Below are 20,580 nucleotides of genomic sequence, written 5' to 3'. Positions count from 1 at the left end.
CTGTCCGTGCACAGCGCCGAAGACCTCGAACACGTCGCTCAACAACTCAACAGCCGACCACGCAAAACGCTCGGCTGGAAAACTCCAGCCGAGCGCCTGCGTGATCTACTTACAGCCACATAGGCCATCAGGTGTTGCGAGGACCCCAAGAATCCGCCCTTGGTGCTGGGCCCGTTTTCACGTTCAGCGGAAGCGCGGAAGGGCACCTTTGCCGAACCTCGAGCAAGCCGAGCAAGGGTGTGCCTCACGCAGGTCTACTTGTTGACGTCGCGGACTGCTCCGTAGGAGGCAGAGGTGGCGAGCCGGGCGTAGGCGCGCAGCGCCGCCGTGACCTTGCGGTCTCGGCCGACCGGCTGCCACGGGTGCTCGCTGGCCTCCACCTTGGCGCGGCGTTCGGCCAGCACCTCGTCGGACACCAGCAGTTCCAGCTTCCGCTCGCGGACATCGATGAGGATCTGATCGCCGTTCTCGACCAGCCCGATCGTGCCGCCGTTGGCCGCCTCCGGCGAGATGTGCCCGATGGACAGGCCGGAGGAACCGCCGGAGAAGCGGCCGTCGGTGATCAGCGCGCACTTCTTGCCCAGCCCCGAACCCTTGAGGAACGCGGTTGGGTGCAGCATTTCCTGCATCCCCGGGCCGCCCGCCGGGCCCTCGTAGCGGACCACCAGGACCTCGCCCGGCTGGATCTCCTTGTTCAGGATCACCGACACGGCCTGCTCCTGGCTCTCCACGACCCGGGCCGGGCCCTGGAAGTGCCACAGCTCTTCCTCGACACCGGCGGTCTTGACCACCGCGCCCTCGTCGGCGAGGTTGCCCTTGAGCACGGCCAGCCCGCCGTCGGCGGTGTAGGCGTGCGCGACGTCGCGGATGCAGCCCCCCTCGGCGTCGGTGTCCAAAGAGGACCAGCGGTTGTCCGTGGAGAACGCCTGCGTGGTGCGAACCCCGCCCGGCGCCGCGTGGAACAGCTCGATGGCCTTCTTCGACGGCGATTCGCCGCGGATGTCCCAGCTGGACAGCCAGTCGGTCAGGCTCGCGCTGTGCACCGAGGAAACGTCGCGGTGCAGCAGGCCAGCCCGGTCGAGCTCGCCGAGGATCGCGCTGATTCCACCGGCCCGGTGCACGTCCTCCATGTGGTAGTCGGAGTTCGGGCTGACCTTCGACAAGCACGGCACCCGGCGGCTGATCTCCGCGATGTCGTCCAGGGTGAAGTCGATCTCGCCTTCCTGCGCGGCGGCCAGCGTGTGCAGCACCGTGTTCGTGGAGCCGCCCATCGCCATGTCCAGCGCCATCGCGTTCTCGAACGCTTTCTTGTTGGCGACCGAGCGCGGCAGCACCGACTCGTCGTCCTCGCCGTAGTAGCGCTTGGCGATGCGCACCACGGTGTGGCCGGCTTCCTCGAACAGGGCGCGGCGCGCCGCGTGGGTGGCCAAAGTGGACCCGTTGCCGGGCAGCGCCAGGCCGAGTGCCTCGGTGAGGCAGTTCATCGAGTTGGCGGTGAACATGCCCGAGCAGGAACCGCACGTCGGGCAGGCCGAGCGCTCGACCTCGGAGAGCCCTGCGTCGTCCACCGCGGAGTTCGCGGACGCCGAGATGGTGGTGATCAGATCGGTCGGCGCGTGCGCGACGCCGTCCACCACGACCGCCTTGCCGGCCTCCATCGGGCCACCGGAGACGAACACCGCCGGGATGTTCAGCCGCATCGCGGCGTTGAGCATGCCGGGGGTGATCTTGTCGCAGTTGGAGATGCACACCAGCGCGTCGGCCTGGTGCGCGTTGACCATGTACTCCACCGAGTCGGCGATCAGCTCGCGCGAGGGCAGCGAGTAGAGCATCCCGCCGTGGCCCATGGCGATGCCGTCGTCCACCGCGATGGTGTGGAACTCCCGCGGCACGCCCCCGGCCTCGCGGACCGTGGCGGCGACCACGTCGCCGAGGTCGCGCAGGTGCACGTGGCCGGGCACGAACTGGGTGTAGGAGTTGGCGATCGCCACGATGGGCTTGCCGAAGTCGTCGTCGGTCATGCCGGTGGCGCGCCACAGCGAGCGGGCGCCGGCGGCATTGCGTCCGTGCGTCGTGGTGCGAGAGCGCAGCTGGGGCATATAGACCTTCTTACGGTTTTCGGGGCTGGTTTGCTTAGCGGTGCAATTGACATCCTCTCCGTCCTAAAGCTAAAGGACGGAGATTCCCTTCACGCTGCGCGTAGACCGCGCGGCGTCCGGGTGGGTTACCGCTTCTGCGCGCCGCCCGGACGAGTCGGCGGTCTTACGTGCGCTCCACGGTCGTTTCCGTTGTCTGCCTGCCCGGCGGCCGACACGTTCTACCTTTGAGAACCCGCGGCGGTGCAAGTTGCTCAGGTGGGCCAAGGGCTTCGCCGTTTCCGGTGGCTTTCGCCTTGCGAGTTGAGCGTTTCGGCTGTGCGGTTTACCGCCGGAAGTGGCGTCGACACTTGCCTGGCGACAACGCGGTGAGCTCATTCGCCCGGGCAGCGCCTTTTGGGCGCGGAGAGTTGCGGTGCGGCCGACATTACTCCTGCGTGGTCGGGTCGGGCAGCCGCCCACCGCTGATCGCCGCGACCCGGGGCAGGTCGCGCACTCGCACCGCCGGCAGTTGGACTTCCTTGCCGCAGCGCAGCACGGCCTTGAGCCAACGTCGCTCGTCCAGCCGCAGCGACGCCACGTCGTCCCAGCTGAACTTGGCGCGGCCGAAAGCGGTGCGCACCACGACCTGCTGGGCGTCGACCGTGGTCCGGGTCCGCAAGATCCACACCAGCAGTCCGAGCGGGATCAGGTATAGCAGCAGCGCCCAGGTGCCCGCGGTGGTGGCGAGCGGGGTGGCGCAGATGGTGATCGCCAGCACGGCCAGCAGCGCTACCGGGGTGATCCGGAACGTCAGGGACTTCGGGGACCCGGCCTCGTCGCGCTGCTCCGCCTTTCCGGCCTGCTCCGCGTCGGAGGGCTTAGCGCCGGCGTGCTCGGCGCGTTGCGCGTCGGAGGGCTTGTTGCCGGAGGGCTCCGTGGCGGGCTGCTCGGCGTCGGGCTGCTCGGGCTCCTGCGGGGTCTCACTCACGTTCTGATGGTCTCACCTGCGAAGTCCGGGCTTCGTGGGCGGTCGCAGGCGGTGCCGCCGCAGGGGTCCCGTGCACAACCGCGGGCGCGGCGGACGTCACACCGGTCGGCGTTCGAGACCCGTCATGGCCTTGCTGACCAGGGATTACTCCCGATCCGGGCGGCTCGGTCCGGCATCCCAGGTGTCCACCATCCGGGAAGATCGTCCCGCATGGTTTGACGTGGGGGGCCGCTTTGATTAACGTCCTAGCCATGCTGCGATTGCACGACATTCTCGTAATTCCCCGGCGCGTCGACGCCTAGGAAGTTCGCAGCATCGACGCGCCAACCCTCGTCAGGCCTATTTGGGGTCTGCGGGGGTTTTTTCGTGTCCGGTACAACTCCCGACCCCGAGGCAGACCCGATGACCAGCGCCAATACACGGCAGAATCCGGTCCCGGCGCCCCCGCCAGGACGCCGTCCCAAGCCCGCGCCGCCCTGCGGTGCCCCAGTGAAGATGACCGGTGCGCAGGCACTCGTGCGTTCCCTGGAGTCCGTTGGCTGCGAGATCGTCTTCGGGATTCCCGGCGGCACGATCCTGCCCGCCTACGACCCGCTCCTCGACTCCAACAAGGTCCGGCACGTGCTGGTCCGCCACGAGCAGGGTGCGGGGCACGCGGCCACCGGCTACGCGCAGGCCACCGGCAAGGTCGGGGTGTGCATGGCGACCTCCGGCCCGGGCGCGACCAACCTGGTCACCGCACTCGCCGACGCCCACATGGACTCGGTCCCCATCGTCGCGATCACCGGTCAGCAAAGCACCGGCCTGATCGGCACCGACGCCTTCCAGGAAGCCGACATCTGCGGCATCACGCTGCCGATCACCAAGCACAACTTCCTGGTCACCGACCCCGAGGAACTGCCGCGGACCATCGCGGAGGCGTTCTACATCGCATCCAGCGGTCGGCCCGGCCCGGTGCTGGTGGACATCCCCAAGGACGTCCAGCAGGCGACCATGTCGTTCTCCTGGCCGCCGGAGATGAAGCTGCCCGGCTACCGGCCGACGAGCAAGCCGCACGGCAAGCAGGTCCGGGAGGCCGCCAAGCTGATCACCGAAGCGCGGCAGCCGGTGTTCTACGTCGGCGGCGGGGTCATCAAGGCCGAGGCGCACGCCGAGCTGCGGGAGTTGGCCGAGCGCACCGGCATCCCGGTGGTCACCACGCTGATGGCGCGCGGCGCGTTCCCCGACTCGCACCCCCAGCACCTGGGCATGCCCGGCATGCACGGCACGGTCGCCGCGGTCGCCGCGATGCAGCGCGCCGACCTGCTGGTCGCGCTGGGTGCCCGCTTCGACGACCGGGTCACCGGCCAGCTCTCGTCGTTCGCACCCGAGGCCAAGATCGTGCACGCCGACATCGACCCCGCGGAGATCTCCAAGAACCGCTACGCGGACGTGCCGATCGTCGGCGACTGCAAGGAAGTGCTCAGCGAGCTGATCAACGCGGTCACCGCCGCCACCGGAGAGCGCGGTACCGCCGACCTGGCGCCCTGGTGGGCGCTGCTCGACGACCTGCGCAAGCGGTTCCCGAGGGGCTACGAGTGGCCGAGAGACGGGAGCCTGTCGCCGGAGTACGTCATCGAGCGCCTCGGCAAGTTGGTCGGGCCGGACGCCATCTACGCCGCCGGCGTCGGCCAGCACCAGATGTGGGCCGCGCAGTTCGTCGGCTACGAGAACCCGCGCAGCTGGCTGAACTCCGGGGGGCTCGGAACGATGGGCTACGCGGTGCCCGCCGCGATGGGCGCCAAGGCCGGGATGCCGGGCACGACGGTGTGGGCCATCGACGGCGACGGCTGCTTCCAGATGACCAACCAGGAGCTCGCCACCTGCGCCATCGAGGACATCCCCATCAAGGTCGCCGTCATCAACAACGGCAACCTCGGTATGGTCCGTCAGTGGCAGAACCTGTTTTACTCCGAGCGCTACTCACACAGTGACCTCGGCACCCATAAGCACCGCATCCCGGATTTCAAACTGCTGGCCGAGGCCTACGGTTGCGCGGGCCTGCGATGCGAGTCCAAAGAGGACGTCGACAGCGTCATCCAGCGGGCGATGGAGATCAACGACCGACCTGTCGTGATCGACTTCGTGGTGGGCGAGGACGCCCAGGTGTGGCCGATGGTGGCCGCCGGTACCGGAAACGACGAGATCATGGCGGCGCGCGGTATCCGCCCGCTGTTCGATGAGGACGAGGGGTGAACGCGCCGATGACCCGACACACGCTGAGCGTGCTGGTGGAGAACGTCCCCGGGGTGCTCGCCCGGGTGGCCGGCCTGTTCTCCCGCCGCAGCTTCAACATCGAGTCGCTAGCGGTCGGCCCGACCGAGCACCCGGACATCTCCAGGATGACGATCGTGGTCGCCGTCTCGGACCAGCCCCTGGAGCAGGTCACCAAGCAGCTCAACAAGCTGGTGAACGTGATCAAGATCGTGGAGCTGGAGACCGACGCCGCGGTGCAGCGGGCGCTGCTGCTGGTCAAGGTCCGCGCCGACGCGTCGGTGCGCAGCCAGGTGCTGGAGACGGTGCAGCTGTTCCGCGCGAAAGTGGTGGACGTCTCTCCGGAGGCGCTGACCATCGAGGCCACCGGTACCGCCGATAAGCTCGACGCGTTGCTGCGAATGCTGGAACCCTACGGCGTCCGCGAGATGGTGCAGTCGGGAACGATCGCGATCGGGCGTGGCCCGCGTTCCATCACGGCCACTGCAGTGCGCTGATCCGGCGCCTCCGCCACAGGGCCGAAAACCGAACAGCCTGTAGCCGGATTCGTCTGTTCCAGCTGTCCTGGCGGGTACCCCGGACGAGGAACCACCGCTTCGGCGGCAGGCACGAAAAAGTCCCGAAAGGAAACGCTGAATCACCATGGCAGTTGAAATCTTCTACGACGCGGACGCTGATCTGGGCATCGTGCAGGGGCGCAAGGTCGCGGTCATCGGCTACGGCAGCCAGGGCCACGCGCACGCGCTGAGCCTGCGGGACTCGGGCGTGGACGTGCGGGTCGGTCTCCCGGAGGGTTCCAAGTCGCGTGCCAAGGCTGAGGAAGAGGGCCTGCGGGTGCTCACCCCGGCCGAGGCCGCCGCGGAAGCCGACCTGATCATGATCCTGGCGCCCGACACCAAGCAGCGCGAGATCTACGCCAACGACATCGCGCCGAACCTCAAGCAGGGTGACGCGCTGTTCTTCGGCCACGGTTTCAACATCCGCTACGGCCTGATCCAGCCGCCGGCAAACGTGGACGTCGCCATGGTCGCGCCGAAGGGCCCGGGCCACCTGGTGCGCCGCCAGTTCGTCGACGGCAAGGGCGTGCCCTGCCTGATCGCGATCGAGCAGGACGCCTCCGGCAACGCCCAGGCGCTGGCGCTGTCCTACGCCGCCGCCATCGGTGGCGCGCGGGCCGGCGTCATCAAGACCACCTTCAAGGAGGAGACCGAGACCGACCTGTTCGGTGAGCAGGCGGTCCTGTGCGGCGGCGCGAGCGCCCTGGTGCAGAACGGCTTCGAGGTGCTGGTCGAGGCTGGCTACCAGCCGGAGATCGCCTACTTCGAGGTGCTGCACGAGCTCAAGCTGATCGTCGACCTCATGTGGGAGGGCGGCATCGCCGGTCAGCGCTACTCCATCAGCGACACCGCCGAGTACGGCGACCTCTCCCGCGGCCCACGGGTGATCGACGCCCACGTCAAGGAGTCGATGCGCAAGATCCTGGGCGAGATCCAGGACGGCACCTTCGCCAAGGAGTGGGTGGCCGAGGACGAGGCCGGGCGCCCGAACTTCACCAAGCTGCAGGCGGAGGGCAACGCCCACCAGATCGAGGAGGTCGGCAAGAAGCTCCGCTCCCTGATGTCCTGGACCAACAAGTAAGAGGTCCAGATCTTCGGCGGCGTGCCAACCGCGCGTCCGGCGGATGCGAAAGGCCCGGTGAACCCCACGAGGGATCACCGGGCCTCGGCTTTCCGACCGGGAGCTGGTGGGTTCCCGCCCCGGTTTCCCAGTTGGGGACAAGGGAAACCGGTCGCTACGGGCGAGGGATAGGATACGCATCGTGAGTGCAGACAACGAGATCGTCGACAACAAGGCGCACATCCGCCATCAGCTGGACTTCACCGACGCGGAGTGGATCACCAGCACCGACGACCCGGACGAGCCCGGCGTCGAAATCGCCTTCGTGGACGGCTACATCGGTATGCGCAACGGCGCCGAACCGCAGGGCCCGGTCCTGGTCTTCACACCGGAGGAGTGGGATGCCTTCGTGGCGGGCGCCAAAGACGGCGAATTCGACGAACCCTGATTCATCCGACTTCCGGCGTTGTTTTGCGTGGCGCTGCGACCCTGCTGGCTAACTCCGCGAGGGGCTCGTTTCACCGCGGGAGTGGTCTGGTTCTGCCTCGCCGACCGGGTGTGTGGTGGACGGCCTGTTCACCTCGATAGACGACACGAACGGGTCCGTTCGCTTCACGCCCGCACCTTCCCAAACAGCCTTAACACCGCGCCGAAATTAACCAGCAGGGTCCGCTGCGGGTCGCCGAACCTCAGACGCCTTCTCGCTCCGGGATCCCCGACGCACGTATGACCAATACGTCGCGCCGGGGCTGTCCTCGCGGGAAGACGTCTGAGAACCCGCGGCGGTGCAAGCTGCGGGGGTGGCCGAGCGGCTCGGTGGTTTGCGGCATTCCCGCGGCTGCGGGGTGGGATGTCGCGGCGGCGGCCATGCGCTGGTGCAAAGCGGAGACCGCCGGCGAGGTGCCAGCAGATGTCGGCCTCCTGCCGGCACCAGAAGGTCGTCACGTGTATCAGTGGTCGTGCGTGCCGGTCACTGGCGACACAGCCGCCGCTCGCGCGACAGCGTGTCCCAGCAGACTCGCGGTATCGTTCCCGAAGCCCGGCTGATCTGCGACAATGCCGAAGAATCGGGTTTAACGGGCTGGCCTTTCCGTCGGCGGTGATCCGGGCAACACCCTTGTGAACGCTTTCTCAATCTCCCGTTAAACTCCGATCCGTCCGGGCACATCGCCGTGCCGACCGTGATCTTCTAACTGGAGTTCGCCCGTGACCAACGCAAGCCGTCCTGTCGTCCTGATCGCCGAGAAGCTGGCACCGTCCGTGATCGACGCCCTCGGGGATGAGGTCGAGATCCGCAATGTGGACGGCACCGACCGGCCGGCGCTGCTCGACGCCGTCGCCGACGCCGATGCGCTGCTGGTCCGTTCCGCCACCAAGGTCGACGCCGAGGTTCTGGCGGCGGCGAAGAAACTCAAGGTCGTCGCCCGCGCCGGGGTCGGCCTGGACAACGTCGAGGTACCCGCCGCCACCGAGCGCGGCGTGATGGTCGTCAACGCCCCCACCTCCAACATCGTCTCGGCCGCCGAGCACGCGATGGCGCTGCTGCTGGCGGTGGCGCGCAACGTCGCGCAGGCCGACGCGAGCCTCAAGGGCGGCGAGTGGAAGCGCAGCTCCTACACCGGCGTCGAGCTCAACGGCAAGACCGTCGGCGTGGTCGGCTTGGGCAAGATCGGCCAGCTGTTCGCACAGCGCGTCGCCGCCTTCGGCACCAAGCTGATCGCCTACGACCCCTACGTGTCGCCGGGCCGCGCCGCGCAGTTGGGCATCGAGCTGGTTTCCCTCGACGAACTGCTGGCCCGCGCCGACGCGATCTCCATCCACCTGCCCAAGACCGCCGAGACCCTCGGGCTCATCGGCGCTGAGGAGCTGAAGAAGGCCAAGCCCGGTCTGCTGGTCGTCAACGCCGCCCGCGGCGGCCTGATCGACGAGGACGCGCTGGCCGACGCGCTGCGCAACGGCCAGATCGGCGGCGCAGGCATCGACGTGTTCAAGACCGAGCCGACCACCGACAGCCCGCTGTTCCAGCTGTCCAACGTCGTCGTCACCCCGCACCTGGGCGCGTCCACCGTGGAGGCCCAGGACCGCGCGGGCACCGACGTGGCCCGCTCGGTGCGGCTGGCGCTGCGTGGCGACTTCGTGCCGGACGCGGTCAACGTGCAGGGTGGCGCGGTCGGTGAGGAAGTCCGCCCGTACCTGTCGCTGACCCAGAAGATGGGCCAGGTGCTGGCCGCGCTGGTGGGCAGCACGCCGAGCTCGGTGACCGTGGAGGCCCGCGGCGAGCTGGCCGACGAGGACGTCTCGGTGCTGCAGCTCGCGGCGCTGCGCGGCGTGTTCGCCGGTGCGGTGGAGAACCAGGTGACCTTCGTCAACGCGCCGCAGCTGGCCGAGGACCTGGGCGTGCAGGTGGAGGTCAAGACCTCCTCGGAGAGCCCGAACCACCGCAGCGTGGTGTCGGTGCGTGCGGGGCTGCCGGACGGTCGCACCGCCGTGGTCTCCGGTGCGCTGTCGGGGCCCAACCAGGTGGAGAAGCTCGTCGAGGTCAACGGCAGGCACTTCGACCTGCGGGCCGAGGGCAACGTGCTGCTGCTGGAGTACCCGGACCGGCCGGGCGTGATGGGCAAGGTCGGCACACTGCTCGGCGAGGTCGGCGTGAACATCGAGGCGGCCATGGTCAGCCAGACCACGGAGCGCTCCGAGGCGATCATGCTGCTGCGCGTGGACCGTCCCGTCGAGCCGGGCGTGCTGGAGCCGATCGGCGCCGCCGTCGGGGCCCGCGTCGTGCGCACCGTCAGCTTCGAGTGAGCTCGCCCGTTCTGGTCCCGCTGAGTAGGTGGGACCGCGACCGGTAATCCGGACGAGTTAGGCGGGGCCGTTCCGCATCTTGGGACGGCCCCTGCGTCGCACCTGCGGCCCATGGTCCTATCACCCGTATGGGTGTCCCACTCCCCGGGACAATTCATCCACTTGGTGGGCCCGGCGTGCCGCTGCCCGCAGCCCTGCCGGTAGCCTTCGGCTCAACAGTTCGAGCCCCGCGGGTCGGGGTGGTTCTCGGGAGGTGTGTAGATGCGGCTCGCTGTGATCCCCGGCGACGGGATCGGGCCGGAGGTTATTGCCGAGGCACTCAAGGTGCTCGGCGAGGTCGTGCCGGATACCGAGATCACTCGATACGACCTGGGAGCCGCGCGCTGGCACGCGACCGGGGAGCTGTTGCCCGAGTCCGTCCTGGGTGAACTCCGGCAGCACGACGCGATCCTGCTCGGGGCGGTGGGCGACCCGTCCGTGCCCAGCGGGATCCTGGAGCGCGGCCTGCTGCTGCGGCTGCGCTTCGAGCTCGACCACCACGTGAACCTGCGGCCGGCCCGGCTCTACCCGGGCGTTAAGAGCCCGGTGGCCGACCCCGGCGAGATCGACATGGTCGTGGTGCGGGAGGGCACCGAGGGGCCGTACGTCGGCAACGGCGGACTGCTGCGAAAGGACACCACGCACGAGATCGCGACCGAGGTCAGCATCAACACCGCGTTCGGCGTGGAGCGGGTGGTGCGCGACGCGTTCGCCCGCGCCGCCTCCCGGCCGCGCAAGCACCTGACGCTGGTGCACAAGACCAACGTGCTCACCCACGCCGGATCGTTGTGGTCGCGCGTGGTCGAAGAGGTCTCGCTGCAGTACCCGGACGTCACCGTGGCCTACCAGCACGTGGATGCCACGACCATCCACCTGGTCACCGACCCGGGCCGGTTCGACGTGATCGTCACCGACAACCTGTTCGGCGACATCCTCACCGACCTGGCGGGCGCGGTCACCGGCGGCATCGGGCTGGCCGCGAGCGGCAACATCGACGCCACCCGTCGCAACCCGAGCATGTTCGAGCCGGTGCACGGCAGCGCGCCGGACATCGCCGGGCAGGGCGTGGCGGACCCGACCGCGGCGGTGCTGTCGGTCGCGATGCTGCTCGACCACGTCGGCCTGACCGAGGCCGCGAAGCGAGTCGAGGCGTCGGTGGCGTTCGACCTGGCCACCCGCGACCAATCGGCCCCGGGCGCCACCTTCGCGGTCGGCGACCGCCTCGCGGCGCTGGTCTCCTCCCGCGAGGTCGCTCCGCAGGCCTGATCGGAGTTCGAAGCCGAGGGGGCGTCCCGGTTGGGGCGCCCTTTTCGTCGGCCCAATGTGCAACCGGCGAGTTGCACCAAATCCCGAGTGGTGCAACGTTGCATATTCGTGGATTGGAGCGACCCATGGTTTCGGACCGGATGGAACGCGAGATCGTCATCGAGCACCCGCGGAGCAGGTGTGGGCGGCCCTGCTGGGGCCCGAGTTCTGGCTCGGCGAGGCGGATCTGACCGGTGTCGAGGTCGTCGCGGGCAGCCGGCTGGTGTCGGAGCACACCGAGTACGGCCGGTTCCCGCAGCTGATCGAAACAATGGACCCCAACCGCTACCTGTCGTACCGCTGGGCGAGCGCCTTCCCCGGCGAAGAACCAGCGGAGGGAAACTCGACGCTTGTCGAGTTCACGCTGGTCGAGGAGGGCGGGAGCACCCGGCTGCGCGCGGTCGAGAGCGGCTTCGCGGCACTCGCCGCGTCGGAGGAGCAGCGGCGCGGCGCGGTCGACGACAATACCGGCGGCTGGGACCAGGTGCTGGACGAGCTCAAGCGGAAGGTGGAGAAGTAACAGGCGTGACGGAACGCGGTGACGTCGACGAGGTGCTGGTGGCGCTGGCCGACCCGACCCGGCGGCAGCTGGTGGACCTGCTCGGCGAAAGTGGTGAGGCCAGCGCGACGGTGCTGGCCGCCGCACTGCCGGTGTCGCGGCAGGCCGTCGTCAAGCACCTGGCGGTGCTGGAGAACGCGGGGTTGGTGACGGCCCAGCGGGTCGGCCGGGAGGTCCGCTTCGCGATCAGGTCGCAGCCGCTGGAGGCGGCGGCGCGCTGGTTGGCGTCCCGCGCCGCGCGATGGGACCGACGCCTGGCGGCGATCAAGCGCCGTGCCGAATCCGGTCAGTAGGGCTTCGCCGAAACCGGAAGGCGCTGGCCGAAGGGGATTTCGAGTAGGCCTGCGTCGAACCCGGTTCCTGGGACGGCAGGTGCTGCCGTCGTGCCCGGATGGTGGGAATTCGTGGTCATCTGGTAATCCGGTGGTGCGTTGTGGCAGCATGAGGACGTGGCTTTCCGCAGTGTGATCATTATTGGCGAGCGCGCCGGGTAGATGCCTCCGCACCCCGGCGCGCTGACCTCTCGCATCTGCGGGGGGTCTTTTTTGTTGCTTGCGCTGCCGCTGCAACCATCTCCGACGTCGACGGGAGAAAACCAGTGACCCGCACCAACCCGGCCGGAACGCCGCTGGGCGACGACTTCCACATGTACGACACGACCTTGCGGGATGGCGCGCAGCGCGAGGGAATTGCGTATTCGGTCACCGACAAGCTGGCGGTCGCGCGGCTGCTGGACTCCCTAGGGGTCGGCTTCATCGAGGGCGGCTGGCCCGGCGCGCTGCCCAAGGACACCGAGTTCTTCCACCGCGCCGCCGACGGAGAACTCGATCTCGAACACGCCGCCCTGGTGGCCTTCGGCTCCACCCGCCGTGCCGGAACTAAAGTGGACGAAGATCGGCAAGTCCGGGCGCTGCTCGATTCGCGGGCCCCGGTGGTGACCTTGGTGGCCAAATCGGACCGGCGGCACATCGAGCGGGCGCTGCGCACCGATGTGGCCGAGAACTGCGCGATGGTGGCGGACACCGTGCGCTACTTGGTCGGCGAGGGGCGCCGGGTGTTCCTCGACGCCGAGCACTTCTTCGACGGCTACGGCTTCGACCCCGACACCTCGCTGCGCGTGCTGGAATCCGCCGCGAACGCGGGAGCCGACGTCGTCGTGCTGTGCGACACCAACGGCGGGCAGCTGCCGCTACAATTGGCCGAGACGGTCGGCGAAGTCGTATCGCGCACGGGGTTCCGCGTCGGGATCCACTGCCAGGACGACACCGGATGCGCGGTGGCCAACAGCATCGCGGCCGTGCAAGCCGGTGCGACGCACGTGCAGTGCACCGCCAACGGCTACGGGGAGCGGGCGGGGAACGCGGATCTGTTCGCCGTGATCGGCAATCTCGCCTCAAAACTGGAGATGCCGGTGTTGCCAGGGGGAAAGCTGCGCGACCTGACCAGGGTTTCGCACGCACTGGCCGAAATTGCAAACCTGGCACCGGACACGCACCAGGCCTACGTCGGCCAGTCGACGTTCGCGCACAAGGCCGGGCTGCACGCGAGCGCGATCAAAGTGGACCCGGAGCTCTACAACCACATCGACCCGGCGTTGGTGGGCAACGGGATGCGGGTGCTGGTCACCGAAATGGCCGGGCGCGCCAGCCTGGAGCTCAAGGGCGCCGAGCTCGGGCTCGACCTCACCGAATCGCCGGCCGCCGTCACGGGGGCGGTGCGCCAGGTGAAGGAGCTGGAAGCCCGCGGCTGGTCCTTCGAAGCGGCCGACGCGTCGCTGGAACTGTTGCTGCGCCGGGAAATGGCCGCCGCAGCCGACAGCGCGCCGGTCGACGCGCCGTTCGAGCTGGAGTCCTACCGGGTGGTGCTCGACCACCGATCGGAGGGCGACGTGGTCTCCGAAGCAACGGTCAAGGTGCACGTCGCGGGGGAGCGCGTGATCGCCACCGCAGAGGGGAACGGGCCGGTCAACGCCCTCGACGCCGCGCTGCGCAAGGCGCTGGTGCCGCACCTGCCGTGGCTGAAAACCGTCGAGCTGGCCGATTACAAGGTCCGCATCCTCATCGACGCCCCCGGCACCGACGCGGTCACCCGGGTGCTCGTGGAATCCCGCGATGGCGAGGAGGAGTGGACCACTGTGGGCGTGCACGGCAACATCGTCGAAGCGAGCTGGCTCGCGCTCTGCGACGCGCTGGTGTACAAGGCCTTGCGGCGCGACGCGATCGGCGCCCGCGGCTGATCGCGCCGCTGTGACCCGGGCCGGGGAATGGGTGCGGGACAACCGTGCCCAAGTATGTTGGTCACGGGTGCCCCTCCCCCTCACCCGAAGTCCACAGTTGATCCCGGAGGTTCGTCTTGCGCTTGGCACGTATCGCCCACTCCGACGGGGTGTCCTTCGTCGCATTGGAGCCGGATCCGTCCGCACCGCAGGAAAAGGTGCTCGCGGTCGAGATCGACCAGCACCCGTTCGGCGCCCCGACGTTCACCGGTCGCAAGTGGCCGATGGCCGATGTCCGGCTGCTCGCCCCGATCCTGCCCACGAAGGTCATCTGCGTGGGCAAGAACTACGCCGAGCACGCCCGCGAGATGGGCTCGGAACCACCGGAGAACCCGGTGATCTTCATGAAGCCCTCCACCTCGGTGATCGGCCCCAACGCCGCCATCAAGCTGCCGCCGAACTCAGAGCGGGTGGACTTCGAGGGCGAACTCGCCGCCGTCGTCGGGCAGCCGTGCAAGGACGTGCCGGAGACCCGGGGCACCGAGGTGCTGCTGGGCTACACGATCGCCAACGACGTCACCGCGCGCGATCAGCAGAAGGCCGACGGGCAGTGGACGCGGGCCAAGGGCTACGACACGTTCTGCCCGCTGGGCCCGTGGATCGACACCGCGGCGGACCCGGCGGATCTCGCAATCCGCACCGAACTTGACGGTGAGCTCAAGCAAGACTCGCGCACCTCGCTGCTGCTGCACGACGTCGCGGCGCTGGTTTCGTGGATCTCGCGGGTGATGACGCTGCTGCCGGGTGACGTAATCCTCACCGGTACCCCGGCCGGCGTGGGCCCGATGCAGGCGGGCCAGAAGGTGTCGGTGTCCGTCGACGGCCTCGGCACCCTCACCAACCCCGTCCAGCAGGGATAGACGCGGCTAGACACGGGCTCGACGTGGGCTCGACGTGGGTTAGACACGGGCTCGAGTGCGGGTTTCCGGACCCGTTGCGCGCAGCCGATCCCGGTTCCGGAACCTCAAGGCATCACGCGGTGTCCGCAATTCCATTGAAATCGGACCTTCGATTTCAATTGGAAATTGCGGATTTCCACGGCCCGGTCGTCAGCGGAGGGCGGCGTTCGGTGGGCGTTCGCGGACCGCTCCGTAGGCGAGGACGTACGCGGGGATCCTGCGCAGCCACGGGGCGTTCGAGACCGCCCGCAGGGGGAGCGGTAGGCGCGCGGTGTTGCCGAAGTCGATCTCTCCGCGCAGCGCCGGGGAGATCACGTTCTCGTGGATCACGCGCTGCAGCCGCTGGATCAGCACCGTCGTCGGCCAGCGCCGCCGCTGCACCGCCGCCACGTGCTTGCGTTCCAAACGCCCGTTGCGCAGCGGCTTGGCCAGGTGGCGCGCAGCCGCGACGGCGTCCTGCACCGCCAGGTTGATCCCGATGCCGCCGACCGGTGACATCGCGTGCGCAGCGTCGCCGATGCACAGCAGGCCCGGCACGTGCCACTTGCGCAACCGGTCCAGGGTCACGTGCAGCAGCTTGACGTCCTTCCAGCTCTGCACCAGATCCCGCCCAGCCAGCCACGGGAAGAAACGGACCAGGCGCTCGTTGAAATCCTCGATGGGTCCGTTGCGGCTCGCCGCGTCGGTGCCCTTGCCGATGATCGACGCGACCTGGAAGTAGTCGCCTCGGTCGAACATGACGGTGAAGGCGCGTTCGCGGATCAGGCCGATGCCGCCCGCCAGATCGCCGGTCTGCCGCGGAATCCGGAACCATCGAACGTCCATCGGCGTAGGGAAGTCCTGCAGGCGGAGCTCCGGCATCTCGCGCACGAAGGACTTCCTCCCGTCGCAGGCCACCGTGATGGTGGCGCGCAGCTCGCCGGTCTCGCCGTCGGCGGTGCGGTAGCGCACACCGTTGACCCGGCCGCGTTCCCGGATCAGTTCCGTCGCCTCGGTGTTCATCCGCAGGGTGAACGTCGGCTCCTGCTTGCCGACGTCGGCGAGCATGTCCAGGAAGTCCCACTGCGGGACCATCGCGATGTAGTTGTACTTCACCTTCAGCGACTTGAAGTCCCCGAAGGTGAACAGCTCGCCCGCTTGGCCGATGGGCAGCCGCACCTGGTTCAGGCGGCGCTGCGGGAGTTCGGCGAACCGTTCGGCCAGGCCCAGGTCGTCGAGGAGCTGCAGCGTGGTGGGGTGCACCGTGTCGCCGCGGAAGTCCCGCAGGAAGTCGCCGTGCTTCTCCAGCACGGTCACCTCGACGCCAGCCCTGGCCAGCAGCAGCCCCAGCACCATCCCCGCCGGTCCGCCGCCGACCACGCAGCAGGTGGTTCGCTCCATTGCGATCCCCTCCAGTTTTTCAACGGATGTTGAATAACCTCAGGATGCCTTGCCCGGATGCGCCCGTCAACCGCCGACGGCCAGTGGCTAGGCTTGATGTGTTATGAGCACGCCAGAAGCCGCAGCAAAAGTCGACGCCAGGCCCATCCGAGCCCGGTTCTGCCCCTCGCCGACCGGCACCCCGCACGTCGGCCTGATCCGCACGGCCCTCTACAACTGGGCGTTCGCCCGGCACAACAAGGGCACCCTGGTGTTCCGCATCGAGGACACCGACGCCAGCCGGGACACCGAGGAGTCCTACCAGGCGATCCTCGACGCGCTGCGCTGGTTGGGCCTCGACTGGGACGAAGGCCCCGGTGTCGGTGGACCCTACGGCCCCTACCGGCAGAGCCAGCGGCGCGACACCTACGCCGACATCGCCCAGCGACTGCTGGCCGCAGGCGAGCTCTACGAGTCCTACTCCAGCCCGGACGAGATCGAGGCCCGCCACAAGGCGAAGGGGCGCGATCCCAAGCTGGGCTACGACAACTACGACCGCGACCTCAGCGACGAGCAGCTTGCGGCCTTCCGCGGCGAAGGCCGCAAGCCCGTGCTGCGGCTGCGGATGCCCGGCCGCGACATCACCTTCACCGACCTGGTACGCGGCGAGATCACCTTCCCCGCAGGCAGCGTCCCGGACCCGGTCCTGGTGCGCGGCAACGGCGACCCGCTCTACACCCTCACCAACCCGGTAGACGACGCGCTGATGCACATCACCCACGTGCTGCGCGGCGAAGACCTGCTGTCGTCCACGCCCCGCCAGATCGCGCTCTACGAGGCGCTGCAGCGCATCGGCGTCACCGACTTCACGCCCGAGTTCGGCCACCTGCCGTTCGTCATGGGCGAGGGCAACAAGAAGCTTTCCAAGCGCGACCCGCAGTCCAACCTGTTCCACCATCGCGACCGGGGTTTCCTGCCCGAGGGCCTGCTGAACTACCTGGCGCTGCTCGGCTGGTCCATCTCCGACGACCGTGACGTGTTCAGCCTCGACGAGATGGTCGACGCCTTCGACATCGTCCGGGTCAGCGCCAACCCGGCGCGCTTCGACCAGAAGAAGGCCGACGCGATCAACTCCGTTCACCTGCGCGCCCTCGCGCCCGACGACTTCGTCGACCGCGTGGTGCCCTACCTCGTCCAGGGCGGCGTGCTCCCGGCCGAGCCGACCGAGCAGCAGCTCGCCACCGTGCGAGCCGCGGCGCCGCTGGTGCAGGAGCGGCTGATCGTGCTCTCCGACGCGATCGGCATGATGGGCTTCCTATTCGCAGGCGACGACTTCGCGCCCGAACCCGCCTCCGCCGAGAAGGCCCTCGGCGAAGACGCCAAGCAGGTCCTGGAAGCCGCCATCAATGCCCTCGAAGCGCTGCCGGAATGGACCACGGCCGCCATTGAACAGGCGCTGAAGGACTCCGTCGTCGACGGGCTCGGCATCAAGCCCCGCAAGGCCTTCGCGCCGGTGCGGGTAGCGATCACCGGCCGCACCGTGTCGCCGCCGCTGTACGAGTCGATGGAATTGCTCGGCCGCGACATCTCCCTCGAACGCCTACGGAAGGCCCTCGGCTGATGCAGTGAGCTCCGGCACGAGGTCGTGAGTGTGCTCCTGCCCACGGCCCCGTGCCGCCAACCGGACCCAACTGAAACAGGCCAACAGGATCACCAAATTGGCCGAGTCGGACGCAGCGGGTGAACGCCTAGCCTCTCGGGGTGACATCCGCGCCTGAAACTTTGACCATCCACGAACTCGGCCAGATCAAGGCGATCTGCCTCGACCTCGACGACACCCTGCTCGACAGCGGCAGAGCCGCGCGGCACGCCCTGCGGGAACTCGTCGGCACCGACCGCGCCTGGCCGGTGTGGCACCGCACCACGGACCAGCACTACGCGCGGTTCGTCGCCGGCGAGATCGACTTCGACGTGATGTGCGTCGAACGCACCCAGGCGTTCTTCGCGGCCTTCGGCGAAGAACTGGAAACTTCCGAAGCCGCCCGCCGCGAAACCCTGCGCATGGCCGCCATGCAGCGCGCCTGGACCCTGTTCGACGACGCCCGGCCCTGCCTCGACTGGCTGCGCGCCAGCGGCCTCCAACTCGCCGCGATCACCAATGCCCCCAGCGGCTACCAACGCAAGAAGATCGCCGCCGTCGGCCTCGCCGACGCCTTCGACGCGCTCGTCATCTCGGCCGAGATCGGTGTGGCCAAACCCGACCCGCGCATCTTCCACGCCGCCTGCGACGAGCTCGGCCTCCGTCCCGAAGAAGTCGTCCATGTCGGGGACAAGCTGGACACCGACGCCCTCGGCGCCAGCCGCGCTGGCCTCCAGGGCGTCTGGCTCAACCGTGGCGGAACCCAGGATCCCTCCGCCAGCGTGCCGACCATCACGAGCCTTCACGAACTCCCGGAACTCCTCGTGACCGACCTGCCCGCAGTACCCGTCCGAGCGGAGCGCCCGCAGGCCTCGTACCGCGCCGCCGAGCTGATCCGGCACTAGCCCGTCCCGGTCGCTGCAGCCGCCGCTACCTGCGACGATCCCAAACGTAGGGGGGCGTTTTCGGGCCTGCGGAAGGGGTGGTCTACTATTCTTATCAACGCGGCGGGCAGCGACCCGGAAGCCGAACTCCCCGCAGGAGCTCGGAAAAAGGAACTGGCCGTCCGACACCATGGGGTATGGTGTAATTGGCAGCACGACTGATTCTGGTTCAGTTAGTCTAGGTTCGAGTCCTGGTACCCCAGCGAGCAGATCACCTGGTGATCTCTCAACAGCGCGGTCCCGTCGTCTAGCGGCCTAGGACGCCGCCCTCTCAAGGCGGTAGCGCGGGTTCAAATCCCGTCGGGACTACAAGGGTGGAAGGGCCATATCTGCGGAACTCGCAGATGTGGCCCTTTCCGTTTTTGTTTGGGGGGCCGAGCCTCCCATGCCCCCCACGGTGTGGGGGTTGCTTCCGCCTAGGTTGCTTCCGACTGGGTTGCTTCCGACCCGCGGCCGACTTCGTCTGGGGCTTTGGGTTTCGGTCCGACTTCATCTGGGAGTTGGCGCGGGCTCAGCCTTGCCCGGGGCCTGCCCAGGTTGCGGGATTGCTCTGTCTGCGGTGGGTGTCTTTGGGGTTTTGGAATCGGATTTGCATTTTGGTTCCACTCTTGGCGTTGGCGTTGCTTTCCCTTGCGTGGTGCCGGGTTTTCGGTTTTCGATTTGTTCCAGCGGTGGCGGTTGTTCTTTGTGCTTCTCATGCTGCCGGTCTTCGTCTTCTTGTTGGGGTGGCGCTGGCGGTACTTCGCTCACCGCGCTTTGGGGTACGGAGAATTCCTGGCCGCCGAGTTTCCCGCGGCGACCATGGACCCGGCACCCCTGTACATCCGGGACGGCAACGTCTGCACCTAGGCCGGGGTCACCGGCGCCCTGGGCCTCGTGCACATCTAGGACGACCACGGTCCGCCCCTGGCCCGCGACCTGGTGACGTACCTGCAGCACCCGGCCGACCAAGCGCAGATCAGCACATTCCTTGCGGCCCCGCCGCCCGGCAACCGGCTGGTGCGGGACCTCCTGGGGTGAATCACAGCCGCATCGCCCGAGGATTTGAACCCGCCGGTGCTGGCGGCGCGGGCGGGCGTGGTCACCACCCGGCACCCCAACCGGCTGTTCGCCGTGCACCTGGGCGCCACGCTGGCCCGCGCGGTGCGGGCCGCAGGCCGCGCGGGCGGGCACGGCACGGTCGCCGCAATGGAGAGCCCGGTGCCGATCGACTGGATCCGCCGCGGGCACCCGGCCTACGATGCGGACCACGTTGGTTCGCACCCGCGCCCTGGTCCTCGGTGCGGCTGGCTTGCTCCGCGACCGCGCGACCACGCACTGGGCGTCGGCGAGTTACCTGGACAGCGAGTTCGGCGTTCGGTACGTGCCTCAGGGGTACGTCCAGGTCGGCAAGCAGGTCGGCAAGGTCATCGCCGCCGCCGGTGTGCCGGCGGGCATCGACATGGCGCTCTTCCTGGCTTCCTGGCGGCCCGCCTCGCCGGTGACGAGATCGCCCGCGGCATCCAACTCGCCGTCGAATACGACCGCACCCACCGTTGGACTCGGGCAACGCCGCGACGGTCGGCCCGGAACTCAAGTTCCTCGCCCTTCGGCTGCTCGCCGATTCGCAGCAGTAGCTCGTCCTGGGCTCGGAAGCGGTGAGGTCCCGTTCGTCGACGGTGGAGGTAGGGGGGTGGTGTTCGCGGAGGTTCTGGGGTGTTGTAAAGTTCTTCTTGTTGCGCGGTCCCGTCGTCTAGCGGCCTAGGACGCCGCCCTCTCAAGGCGGTAGCGCGGGTTCAAATCCCGTCGGGACTACCAGCAAGTGCCCCGCTCGCAGAATCTGC

At 68.5% G+C, this 20,580-nt stretch carries 17 protein-coding genes, 3 tRNA genes and 1 pseudogene; 17 read left to right on the top strand and 4 right to left on the bottom strand.

Going from position 1 to position 20,580, the window contains the following annotated elements; translation table 11 throughout:
* A pseudogene (locus ACWDKQ_RS29550) lies at positions 1–123 on the top strand (IS30 family transposase); the annotation flags it as partial.
* A 131-nt stretch (positions 124–254) separates the two neighbouring features.
* On the opposite strand, the gene ilvD reads toward ACWDKQ_RS29550, so the two are convergent.
* Positions 255–2,099 carry a dihydroxy-acid dehydratase gene (gene ilvD, locus ACWDKQ_RS29545; RefSeq protein WP_450142046.1) on the bottom strand — a complete coding sequence of 615 codons (1,845 nt, stop codon included), beginning with the start codon at positions 2,097–2,099 and terminating at the stop codon, positions 255–257.
* 424 nt (positions 2,100–2,523) lie between these two features.
* Complete coding sequence (locus ACWDKQ_RS29540; RefSeq protein ID WP_450142045.1) at positions 2,524–3,066, bottom strand: PH domain-containing protein; 543 nt, start codon at positions 3,064–3,066, stop codon at positions 2,524–2,526.
* A 402-nt stretch (positions 3,067–3,468) separates the two neighbouring features.
* Here ACWDKQ_RS29540 and ACWDKQ_RS29535 point away from each other — a divergent pair, with 402 nt between their 5' ends.
* From ACWDKQ_RS29535 to ACWDKQ_RS29490, 10 genes are all read left to right on the top strand, one after another.
* Entirely contained in the window at positions 3,469–5,301 is a 1,833-nt protein-coding gene (locus tag ACWDKQ_RS29535; protein ID WP_450142047.1) for an acetolactate synthase large subunit, read from the top strand.
* An 8-nt stretch (positions 5,302–5,309) separates the two neighbouring features.
* Positions 5,310–5,816 carry an acetolactate synthase small subunit gene (ilvN, locus tag ACWDKQ_RS29530; RefSeq protein ID WP_450142044.1) on the top strand — a complete coding sequence of 169 codons (507 nt, stop codon included), beginning with the start codon at positions 5,310–5,312 and terminating at the stop codon, positions 5,814–5,816.
* Between the two features lie 145 nt (positions 5,817–5,961).
* Positions 5,962–6,957 carry a ketol-acid reductoisomerase gene (gene ilvC / locus ACWDKQ_RS29525; protein ID WP_450142043.1) on the top strand — a complete coding sequence of 332 codons (996 nt, stop codon included), beginning with the start codon at positions 5,962–5,964 and terminating at the stop codon, positions 6,955–6,957.
* A gap of 181 nt (positions 6,958–7,138) precedes the next feature.
* Positions 7,139–7,384 (top strand): DUF397 domain-containing protein, encoded by a 246-nt coding sequence (locus ACWDKQ_RS29520; RefSeq protein ID WP_450142042.1) that lies wholly within the window; start codon positions 7,139–7,141, stop codon positions 7,382–7,384.
* Between the two features lie 758 nt (positions 7,385–8,142).
* The gene (gene serA, locus ACWDKQ_RS29515) at positions 8,143–9,738 is read left to right on the top strand and encodes a phosphoglycerate dehydrogenase (protein WP_450142041.1); all 1,596 of its coding nucleotides are present in this window, start codon (positions 8,143–8,145) and stop codon (positions 9,736–9,738) included.
* A gap of 261 nt (positions 9,739–9,999) precedes the next feature.
* Complete coding sequence (locus ACWDKQ_RS29510; protein ID WP_450142040.1) at positions 10,000–11,043, top strand: 3-isopropylmalate dehydrogenase; 1,044 nt, start codon at positions 10,000–10,002, stop codon at positions 11,041–11,043.
* 178 nt (positions 11,044–11,221) lie between these two features.
* Positions 11,222–11,602 (top strand): SRPBCC domain-containing protein, encoded by a 381-nt coding sequence (locus ACWDKQ_RS29505; protein ID WP_450142039.1) that lies wholly within the window; start codon positions 11,222–11,224, stop codon positions 11,600–11,602.
* Positions 11,603–11,607: 5 nt separating this feature from the next.
* Complete coding sequence (locus ACWDKQ_RS29500; RefSeq protein ID WP_450142038.1) at positions 11,608–11,934, top strand: ArsR/SmtB family transcription factor; 327 nt, start codon at positions 11,608–11,610, stop codon at positions 11,932–11,934.
* Positions 11,935–12,239: 305 nt separating this feature from the next.
* Positions 12,240–13,877 carry a citramalate synthase gene (cimA, locus tag ACWDKQ_RS29495; RefSeq protein ID WP_450142037.1) on the top strand — a complete coding sequence of 546 codons (1,638 nt, stop codon included), beginning with the start codon at positions 12,240–12,242 and terminating at the stop codon, positions 13,875–13,877.
* 116 nt (positions 13,878–13,993) lie between these two features.
* On the top strand, positions 13,994–14,776 hold the full coding sequence (locus ACWDKQ_RS29490; RefSeq protein ID WP_450142036.1) for a fumarylacetoacetate hydrolase family protein: 783 nt from the start codon (positions 13,994–13,996) through the stop codon (positions 14,774–14,776).
* Between the two features lie 189 nt (positions 14,777–14,965).
* On the opposite strand, the gene ACWDKQ_RS29485 is transcribed toward ACWDKQ_RS29490, so the two are convergent.
* On the bottom strand, positions 14,966–16,195 hold the full coding sequence (locus ACWDKQ_RS29485; RefSeq protein ID WP_450142035.1) for an FAD-dependent oxidoreductase: 1,230 nt from the start codon (positions 16,193–16,195) through the stop codon (positions 14,966–14,968).
* A 103-nt stretch (positions 16,196–16,298) separates the two neighbouring features.
* Here ACWDKQ_RS29485 and gltX point away from each other — a divergent pair, with 103 nt between their 5' ends.
* The 5 genes from gltX (at position 16,299) to ACWDKQ_RS29460 (ending at position 19,606) form a co-directional block, all read left to right on the top strand.
* On the top strand, positions 16,299–17,795 hold the full coding sequence (gene gltX, locus ACWDKQ_RS29480) for a glutamate--tRNA ligase (RefSeq protein ID WP_450142034.1): 1,497 nt from the start codon (positions 16,299–16,301) through the stop codon (positions 17,793–17,795).
* 161 nt (positions 17,796–17,956) lie between these two features.
* The gene (locus ACWDKQ_RS29475) at positions 17,957–18,718 is read left to right on the top strand and encodes an HAD family hydrolase (RefSeq protein WP_450142033.1); all 762 of its coding nucleotides are present in this window, start codon (positions 17,957–17,959) and stop codon (positions 18,716–18,718) included.
* A 170-nt stretch (positions 18,719–18,888) separates the two neighbouring features.
* Positions 18,889–18,960: transfer RNA gene (locus tag ACWDKQ_RS29470), tRNA-Gln, on the top strand.
* A gap of 33 nt (positions 18,961–18,993) precedes the next feature.
* Positions 18,994–19,066 (top strand) — tRNA-Glu (locus tag ACWDKQ_RS29465).
* A 369-nt stretch (positions 19,067–19,435) separates the two neighbouring features.
* Positions 19,436–19,606: a hypothetical protein gene (locus tag ACWDKQ_RS29460; protein ID WP_450142032.1), complete on the top strand. Its 171-nt coding sequence runs from the start codon at positions 19,436–19,438 to the stop codon at positions 19,604–19,606.
* Between the two features lie 519 nt (positions 19,607–20,125).
* Here ACWDKQ_RS29460 and ACWDKQ_RS29455 read toward each other — a convergent pair.
* Positions 20,126–20,290: a hypothetical protein gene (locus ACWDKQ_RS29455; protein ID WP_450142031.1), complete on the bottom strand. Its 165-nt coding sequence runs from the start codon at positions 20,288–20,290 to the stop codon at positions 20,126–20,128.
* Positions 20,291–20,478: 188 nt separating this feature from the next.
* Here ACWDKQ_RS29455 and ACWDKQ_RS29450 point away from each other — a divergent pair.
* Positions 20,479–20,554: transfer RNA gene (locus ACWDKQ_RS29450), tRNA-Glu, on the top strand.
* The last annotated feature ends 26 nt before the right edge of the window (positions 20,555–20,580 follow it).

It is taken from the genome of Saccharopolyspora sp. NPDC000995 (assembly GCF_053599315.1).
This window is presented reverse-complemented; position numbering and strand designations above follow the sequence as displayed.

Excerpts from the sequence above, each read along its gene's own strand:
- ilvD (WP_450142046.1), bottom strand. The coding sequence starts at position 2,099 with ATGCCCCAGCTGCGCTCTCGCACCACGACGCACGGACGCAATGCCGCC.
- ACWDKQ_RS29535 (WP_450142047.1), top strand. The coding sequence starts at position 3,469 with ATGACCAGCGCCAATACACGGCAGAATCCGGTCCCGGCGCCCCCGCCA.
- ilvN (WP_450142044.1), top strand. The coding sequence starts at position 5,310 with ATGACCCGACACACGCTGAGCGTGCTGGTGGAGAACGTCCCCGGGGTG.
- ilvC (WP_450142043.1), top strand. The coding sequence starts at position 5,962 with ATGGCAGTTGAAATCTTCTACGACGCGGACGCTGATCTGGGCATCGTG.
- ACWDKQ_RS29510 (WP_450142040.1), top strand. The coding sequence starts at position 10,000 with ATGCGGCTCGCTGTGATCCCCGGCGACGGGATCGGGCCGGAGGTTATT.
- ACWDKQ_RS29485 (WP_450142035.1), bottom strand. The coding sequence starts at position 16,195 with ATGGAGCGAACCACCTGCTGCGTGGTCGGCGGCGGACCGGCGGGGATG.
- gltX (WP_450142034.1), top strand. The coding sequence starts at position 16,299 with ATGAGCACGCCAGAAGCCGCAGCAAAAGTCGACGCCAGGCCCATCCGA.